This is a genomic window from Rhizobium sp. CSW-27, assembly GCF_018760785.1.
GTDB lineage: Bacteria > Pseudomonadota > Alphaproteobacteria > Rhizobiales > Rhizobiaceae > Neorhizobium.
Genome location: NZ_JAHHZO010000002.1, coordinates 665,748 through 672,294, shown reverse-complemented (window position 1 = coordinate 672,294; position 6,547 = coordinate 665,748). Strand labels below are relative to the sequence as shown.

Here is a 6,547-nt window from a genome sequence, read left to right as displayed (position 1 = left end):
AGCCGTTCGTAACGCTCGTCCAGATCAAAGAAACCAGGCTGTCCCCGCATCATCCGCTCCCGCCAAATCAAACAAGCAGGATGGAATCACGAATATCGCAAAAGCGGTAGGTTTTTCGAGGTGTCCAACTGTTTTCGGGCTAAGAAATCGGCTTGCATCAATTCATTGGTGATCGCCTGCCATTCGCTCTCCGACAATGTGATGCCGTCATCGGCGGCAACCGTTTCCGCATACAGTCTTGCCGCGACGCCGGCCAACGTATTCCCTTCCACAACGCCTAGTGCCAGATGGCCATAGTCGCACCCCTTTTCGATCAAAAAACTCGTAGTAACTCACGGCGTCCTTCGCATCCGCATAGGATTTGAGCAGCAAAATATCCGCTTGAGAAAGAACTTTCCCGACCATCGCCTGCCTCCACTACTTAGAATTTAAGGAAAATACTTGATTGCAAGACCGGCTGGAGGCGGCGTGTCCTTGCCGATGACGAAGCCATCGAGCTTTGCGAGAACAGCGGCCCTGATTGCGGGCCATTCTGGCAGCAAGCCACCCCGAATGTGGATATTCAGGTAGAAGCGGTCTTTCCACGCGATCCGCATCACGCAACGGTGCACGTAGGGTTTGATCTGTGGAGAGCAGGTTGCAAATTCTATTTGGCCGAGATCGTTCTGACCGCGGTAAACCAGATGATAGACTTCGGTGGGACGAGTAGACTTTTGCAGAACCGGAAAACCTTCATAGGTCATGCCGGGAATATCAGCCACAGCCCCTTGGCGCGCATCGTTCACCGAGGCGGAGATGAAACCAATGCCTGCGTCAAGTCCGTATCCCTTATAAAGCCGCTCCAGCGTTCCGCTTGCTAGGCATTTGTTTGGTCGGACCGGCTTCACCGTCACTGAAGTGCAGTTCCGATTGACGAACACCCTTATGAGGTTGGAGGTTGAGGGAAGCTCTAAAAATTGCGGTGCATTGTCTCTCGTTTTTGCGGTCAGTCCTGGCCAAAGCCCAATGAATGAGAAGCCGCTTTGCAACTCATCCGGAGCAGCCTCTGAGTTTTCCAGGATTGTAGCCAGATGCCGGACCGGTACGCGAAACGCATACCCGTCCATTTGAAACTGATAGATATCATCGGAAATCGCTCTCTCGGAAATCAGTTTAACTGTTTTCCGGAACGGTACGGAATCAGTCTCCGAGGCGTGAATTGCTGAGGGCGCAAGCAATATGAGCATGCCTGAAATTAGCAATATCGCCTTCCATGCAAATCCATACGCGTCTGAAAATACTCGACGATCCAAGCCCTGTGCCCCCCCGGGAAATGGATTGATGCACAACCGTATCAGCCAGAAAGCATCAACGCAAACATTAACATGAGTATAACAATCATATTTAATTTATGGATCCGTCCCAGAGCGCCATCATCCTCTGCGGCGGCGACAAGCAGGGCATGAGTCAGACGCTGTTTTACAAGACCCTGATCCGCAAGGCCGATATCCGCTTTTCCGCCTGGCTGAAGGAGAAACGCAATGGACACTGACTGGGAAACAATGCGCGCTGAACTGCCGGACGGCGTCCGCGCACGCCTCCGACGCCAAGCGCGACGAGCGGCGGCTTGGCAAAGCACTGGCCGAGGTCCGCAAGGCCATGCAGGCCACCCAGCAGGAGGTCGCAGCCCGGGCCGGTATGACGCAGAATACCGTCTCGAAGATGGAGCGCGCGGACGATGTTCTGCTTTCATCGGTCGTCCGCTACATGCGATCTGTTGGCGGCGGCGTCGAGCTTATCCTGAAGACCGCAGATGGTGGGGCACGGCACGTCGACTTGACCCCTGAGATATCCATCCCGGCGACCTCCTCTCGTCCCCCTCAAATATAAAGCGGTGCCATCCTTCGCCAGGCGCCGGCGCGGTGGGCGCGGCCGTGCCAGATGTGCATCTGGTGCTGCACGCCGTGCTCCTGCAGCAGGTGGCTGAGATGGCGGTTGTTCTCGAGGAAAGGGTCTTCGGCGCCGATCGTCAGCACGATCTCCATCCGGCGCAGGTGGTCGAGCTGCGGGCCGGCAGGAAGGTTTGCGAGAAAGTGGGTCGGCGTGCGGAAATAGACGTCGTTGTCGTAGTAGCCGCCCAGCAGATCGTCGAAATGTTCCACCTTGAGGGTGAGGTCGTAGCGGCCGGAAAAGGCGACGAGCTTGCGGAACAGATGCGGGTGGCGGAAGGCGAGGCTGGCGGCCTGGAAGGCACCGAGGCTGCAGCCCTGCGCAATGGTGCAGTCATGGTGGTTGCGCGCGTTCATCAGCGGCAGCACTTCTTCCAGCACATAGTCTTCGAAGAGCGCGTGACGGCGGATGCGGTCGGCGGGGTGGCGCCAGTGGCTGTAGAAGGTTTCCCCCGCCAGCCCTTCGATGCAGAACAGCTGCAGCTGCCCCGCCCTCACCTTCTCCGCAAGGCTCGCCACCACGCCGAGTTGCTCGTATTCGAAGAAGCGGCCCTCCCGGGTCGGGAACATCAGGACCTTTGCGCCGGCATGACCGAAAACAAGAAGCTCCATGTCACGATGGAGCCGTGGACTGTACCAGCGTAGATATTCCCGGATCATGTCACCCCGAAGAACTGCCTGACCTTCTCGCAGAGAAGGTTATGCTGCACCGCAGCGTCAGGATAGTCGAAGTGCCCCGCGTCGAGAATGAAGGTTTCATTAAATTTTGATTTCGGCAGCGCATTGGCCACGGAAAACTGGCAGGGCGGTGCGACAGCCGGATCGAACCGCGCCGCCGCCACCAGCATGGGCTGGGTGATGCGGGTTGCGGCGGTCGCCGAATCGAAGAGCCTGAGCGTCTCGTCCACCTCCGGATGCGTGCGTCGGTAGGCCTGCACGGAAGCCGCACTGCCGGTGCTCGGCAGCGTCAGCCACAGCGGACGGTTGCCGAAGGTCGGCACTTCGAGAAAGCCGCGATCGATACGCCGGTCGTAAGGCATCGCCAGCGCGCCGATGCCGCCGCCAAAACTGATGCCGCTATAGCCGATGCGCCCGGCAAGCTTCGGAAACAGGGTGGAAAGCGCCGAGACCGCAATCCACAGATCCTCGACGCAGCCGCCGATCACGTAGCGCTCCGGCTTGTCGATGTGGTGGAGCACGTGCCAGACGGCATTACCGGAAATCGGCGGATGCGGGCTTTTCGACATGCCGCGAAAGCAGGGAAAGAGAAGGGCCGCATCCTTCACCGGATAATCGTAGTCCGGCGCATCGCGCCCGCCATATCCATGGCCGACGACGATGCCGCGCTGCACTTCCCGCCCCTTCGGCGTCAACAGCCAGCCGCCGATGCGCACCCGGTCGGTGGAGGTGAAGCGGATCTCGCGCACATGCCAGTCGTCATGGTCGCTGGCGCCCGGCAGAAGCTCGGGCTGCGGCTTCACCTTCAGCGCCCGCTCGTAGCGCCTGGCCCAGAAGGCATCGAACCCCTGCGGCGCCTCGGGCGGCGTCAGGGCAAGAAGCGCCTCCAGACCGTAGCCATAGGTCGGGTCGAAGGGATAGGGGTGAACGGTCGGAATGCTCATCGGGTCTTGCCTTGCACAACAGCGCCGGGACGAGTTGAAGGCACTGCCCTGCCCGGTTCATCGATACGGAAAACCCCGCCGGATCGCTCCGGCGGGGTGCATGTCGAACGGTTTGCCGCGAAAGGCTCAGCCGATTTCCGACTGGCTTTCGACGATCTTCGAGACCAGGCCATAGGCCACGGCGTCCTCGGCCGACAGCCAGTAGTCGCGGTCGATGTCCTTGGCGATCTTCTCTTCCGTCTGGCCGGTGGCCTTGGAGAAGATCTTGATCAGGCGCTGGTTCATCTTGATGATCTCGCGGGCCTGGATCTCGATGTCGGAGGCCATGCCGCGCGTGCCGCCGGACGGTTGATGCAGCAGGAAGCGGGTGTTCGGCAGGCAGATACGGCGTTCCTTCGGCACCGACACATAGATCAGCGCGCCGGCAGACGCGACCCAGCCCGTGCCGATGATCCAGACCTTCGGCTTGATGAACTTGATCATGTCATGGATGGAATCGCCCGATTCGACGTGACCGCCGGGCGAGTTCACGTAGATGCGGATGTCCTCGTCGGAGGCGGCGGCAAGGGCCACCAGCTGCGTGCACACCTTCTGCGCCAGTTCCTGCGTGATCCCGCCATAGATGAAGATCGAGCGCGACTTGAAAAGGTTCGCCTCCGTTTCCTTGCCGAGCGGCAATTCCTTGCTCTTGTCGTCGTCGTTTTCATCAAGCATCGAGCGCTCTCCAATCTCAGTTCCGTAGCTTCGGACATAATGCGTTCGGCGGCGTAAAACAATGAGCGAAACACGAGTAAGGTGAATGCCGCCTTCGTCATTTTGCGGATGGACAGATTTTTAGGCACTGCCTAATCTTGCGGCTGGCGATGGGTGACCGCCTCCCGGCATCCGCTCGCCGCCATTTCAGGGGAACCTCCATGTTGAAACGCCTTTCGCTCACCGCCGCCATGCTGGCCGCCGCCGCCGCACCGGCCTTTGCCCATCTCGATCCGCTGGCGCACGGCTCGTTTGCCGCCGGCCTCTCGCATCCGATCTTCGGTGCCGACCACGTACTGGTCATGGTCTCCGTCGGCCTGTGGGCGGCACAGATCGCTGCAAATCCCGAGCGCCGGGCAGCACTCTGGGCCGTGCCGGCCGCCTTCGTCTCCACCATGGCCTTCGGCTTCCTGCTTGCCGTGCTCGGCGTTCACCTTCCCTTCGTCGAGCCGGCGATTCTCGCCTCGGTCATCGGCCTTGGCCTGCTGGTCGCCATGGCCGCCCGCCTTCCGGTCGCAGGCTGCGCCGCGGTCGTCGCCATCTTCGCGCTTTTCCATGGCCATGCGCATGGCGCGGAACTGGGTGAGGCCGGTGCGCTGCAGTTCGGCCTCGGCTTCGTTCTCTCCACCGCGCTGCTGCACGTGGCCGGCATCGGCCTTGGCATCGTGGCCCAGCGCGCCACGCCGGTTGCCGCCCGCGTCGTCGGCGCGCTGACCGCCCTTGCCGGCCTTTCGCTGGTGTTCGGCGGCTGATCTCTGGAGCGGGGCCGGCCCGCCGGCCCCGCTCCCAAGCTTACCGAGATTTAAGATTCCGCCGGCTGCAAAAGCCGGAATCCGGCCCCATTTTCTTCTCATGCATGGCAGCAATCCATCAGCCAGGAGATGAACATGTCACCGGAAGAACGCCAGTTGCTGAACGCCCTGTTCGACCGTGTCGCAACCGCCGCGGCAACGCCGCGCGATGCGGATGCCGAGCGGCTGATCGCCGATGCGGTGCGCCGCGAACCGGCCGCGCCCTATTATCTCGCCCAGGCCGTGATCGTCCAGGAAAAGGGCCTGGAAGCCGCTTCCCGGCGCATCACCGAACTGGAAGCGCGGATTCGCGATCTGGAAACCCAGGCTGCCGCACCACCACCCCAGGAAGAGCGCGGCGGGTTTCTGAGTTCCATCTTCGGCTCCAGCCAGCCTCCACGCGCTGCACCGCGCCCGCAGGCGCCGGTCCAGCCTGCCGCCGCCGGTCCCTGGGGTGCCGCTCAACCCGCCTATGGGGCTCCGCAAGGCTATGGCGCGCCGCAAGCCTATGCACCGCCGCCCGCCGCCGGCCCCTGGTCGCAGCAGCCGCAGGGCCTGCGCGCCCCGTCTGCCGGCAGCAGCTTTCTCACCGGCGCGCTTGGCACCGCAGCCGGGGTTGCCGGCGGCATGCTGCTCGCCAATTCGCTGAGCGGCATTTTCGGCCATCACATGTCCGGCCTCGGGCTTGGCAATCCGATGGCGGAAGGCTTTGGCGGCGGAATGGTCGAGGAAACCGTGATCAACAACTATTACGGCGATGCAGCCGGCGATCCGGGCCAGGATTGGGCCGCCCAGGATGCGGCAGGCGGCAATGATGTTCAAAATGCCGATCTGCCGCCCGATGACGGCCTGCAGCCGGCCGATGATACCTTCGCCTCCGACTGGAGCGCCGGCGACAGCGATTACGACGGCGACGACAGCAGCTTTGCCTGACGCCGTGCGGAGAGGCGGTTCTGCCGCCTCTCCCGTGATCGGTGCACGGAACCGATCAGCCGCGGCCGCGATAGGTCGGCACGCCCTGGTCCGGCAGCCACACGCCCTCCGGCGCCGCCCCGGTCTGCCAGAAGACATCGATCGGAATGCCGCCGCGCGGATACCAGTAGGCACCGATCCGCAGCCATTTCGGAGCAAGCAGGTCCACGAGACGCTTGGCGATATAGACCGAGCAGTCCTCATGGAAGGCCCCGTGATTGCGGAACGACACGAGGAACAGCTTCAGCGACTTGGATTCCACCAGGAAGTCGCCCGGAATGTAATCGATGACGATATGGGCGAAATCCGGCTGGCCGGTCATCGGGCAGAGCGAAGTGAATTCCGGCGCGGTGAAGCGCACCACGTAATCGGTTCCGGCATTGCCGTTCGGCACCCGTTCCAGCACCGCCGCTTCCGGGCTTGCCGGCGCGTCCACCTGTTTTCCGAGCTGCGACAGCCCGCTGACATCCGTCATGCTCAT

The 6,547-nt window shown here is 62.0% G+C and carries 10 protein-coding genes; 4 read left to right on the top strand and 6 right to left on the bottom strand.

From position 1 onward, the window contains the following. Positions 1 to 86 precede the first annotated feature (86 nt). Entirely contained in the window at positions 87 to 317 is a 231-nt protein-coding gene (locus tag KLP42_RS06785) for a hypothetical protein (RefSeq protein ID WP_215565401.1), read from the bottom strand. A 111-nt stretch (positions 318 to 428) separates the two neighbouring features. Then, complete coding sequence (locus KLP42_RS06780; protein WP_215565400.1) at positions 429 to 1,292, bottom strand: hypothetical protein; 864 nt, start codon at positions 1,290 to 1,292, stop codon at positions 429 to 431. Between the two features lie 98 nt (positions 1,293 to 1,390). Here KLP42_RS06780 and KLP42_RS06775 point away from each other — a divergent pair, with 98 nt between their 5' ends. Further along, positions 1,391 to 1,531, top strand: a complete 141-nt coding sequence (locus KLP42_RS06775; protein WP_215565399.1) for a hypothetical protein — start codon at positions 1,391 to 1,393, stop codon at positions 1,529 to 1,531. Between the two features lie 107 nt (positions 1,532 to 1,638). Next, positions 1,639 to 1,869 carry a helix-turn-helix domain-containing protein gene (locus tag KLP42_RS06770; protein WP_252192786.1) on the top strand — a complete coding sequence of 77 codons (231 nt, stop codon included), beginning with the start codon at positions 1,639 to 1,641 and terminating at the stop codon, positions 1,867 to 1,869. Here KLP42_RS06770 and KLP42_RS06765 read toward each other — a convergent pair. The 3 genes from KLP42_RS06765 to KLP42_RS06755 form a co-directional block, all read right to left on the bottom strand. Then, positions 1,860 to 2,588 (bottom strand): esterase family protein, encoded by a 729-nt coding sequence (locus KLP42_RS06765; protein WP_215565398.1) that lies wholly within the window; start codon positions 2,586 to 2,588, stop codon positions 1,860 to 1,862. The genes KLP42_RS06770 and KLP42_RS06765 overlap by 10 nt on opposite strands. Next, entirely contained in the window at positions 2,585 to 3,550 is a 966-nt protein-coding gene (locus KLP42_RS06760) for an acetylxylan esterase (protein WP_215565397.1), read from the bottom strand. Before KLP42_RS06760 ends, KLP42_RS06765 begins: the two co-directional genes overlap by 4 nt. Positions 3,551 to 3,676: 126 nt before the next feature. Further along, the gene (locus tag KLP42_RS06755; protein WP_143124495.1) at positions 3,677 to 4,264 is read right to left on the bottom strand and encodes an ATP-dependent Clp protease proteolytic subunit; all 588 of its coding nucleotides are present in this window, start codon (positions 4,262 to 4,264) and stop codon (positions 3,677 to 3,679) included. Between the two features lie 200 nt (positions 4,265 to 4,464). Between KLP42_RS06755 and KLP42_RS06750 the strand changes: the two genes are divergently transcribed. Further along, positions 4,465 to 5,055: a HupE/UreJ family protein gene (locus KLP42_RS06750; protein WP_215565396.1), complete on the top strand. Its 591-nt coding sequence runs from the start codon at positions 4,465 to 4,467 to the stop codon at positions 5,053 to 5,055. A gap of 135 nt (positions 5,056 to 5,190) precedes the next feature. Beyond that, positions 5,191 to 6,027: a DUF2076 domain-containing protein gene (locus KLP42_RS06745; RefSeq protein ID WP_215565395.1), complete on the top strand. Its 837-nt coding sequence runs from the start codon at positions 5,191 to 5,193 to the stop codon at positions 6,025 to 6,027. Positions 6,028 to 6,082: 55 nt separating this feature from the next. Here the strand turns inward: KLP42_RS06745 and queF are convergent, their stop codons facing one another. Then, positions 6,083 to 6,547: a preQ(1) synthase gene (gene queF / locus KLP42_RS06740; protein WP_215565394.1), complete on the bottom strand. Its 465-nt coding sequence runs from the start codon at positions 6,545 to 6,547 to the stop codon at positions 6,083 to 6,085.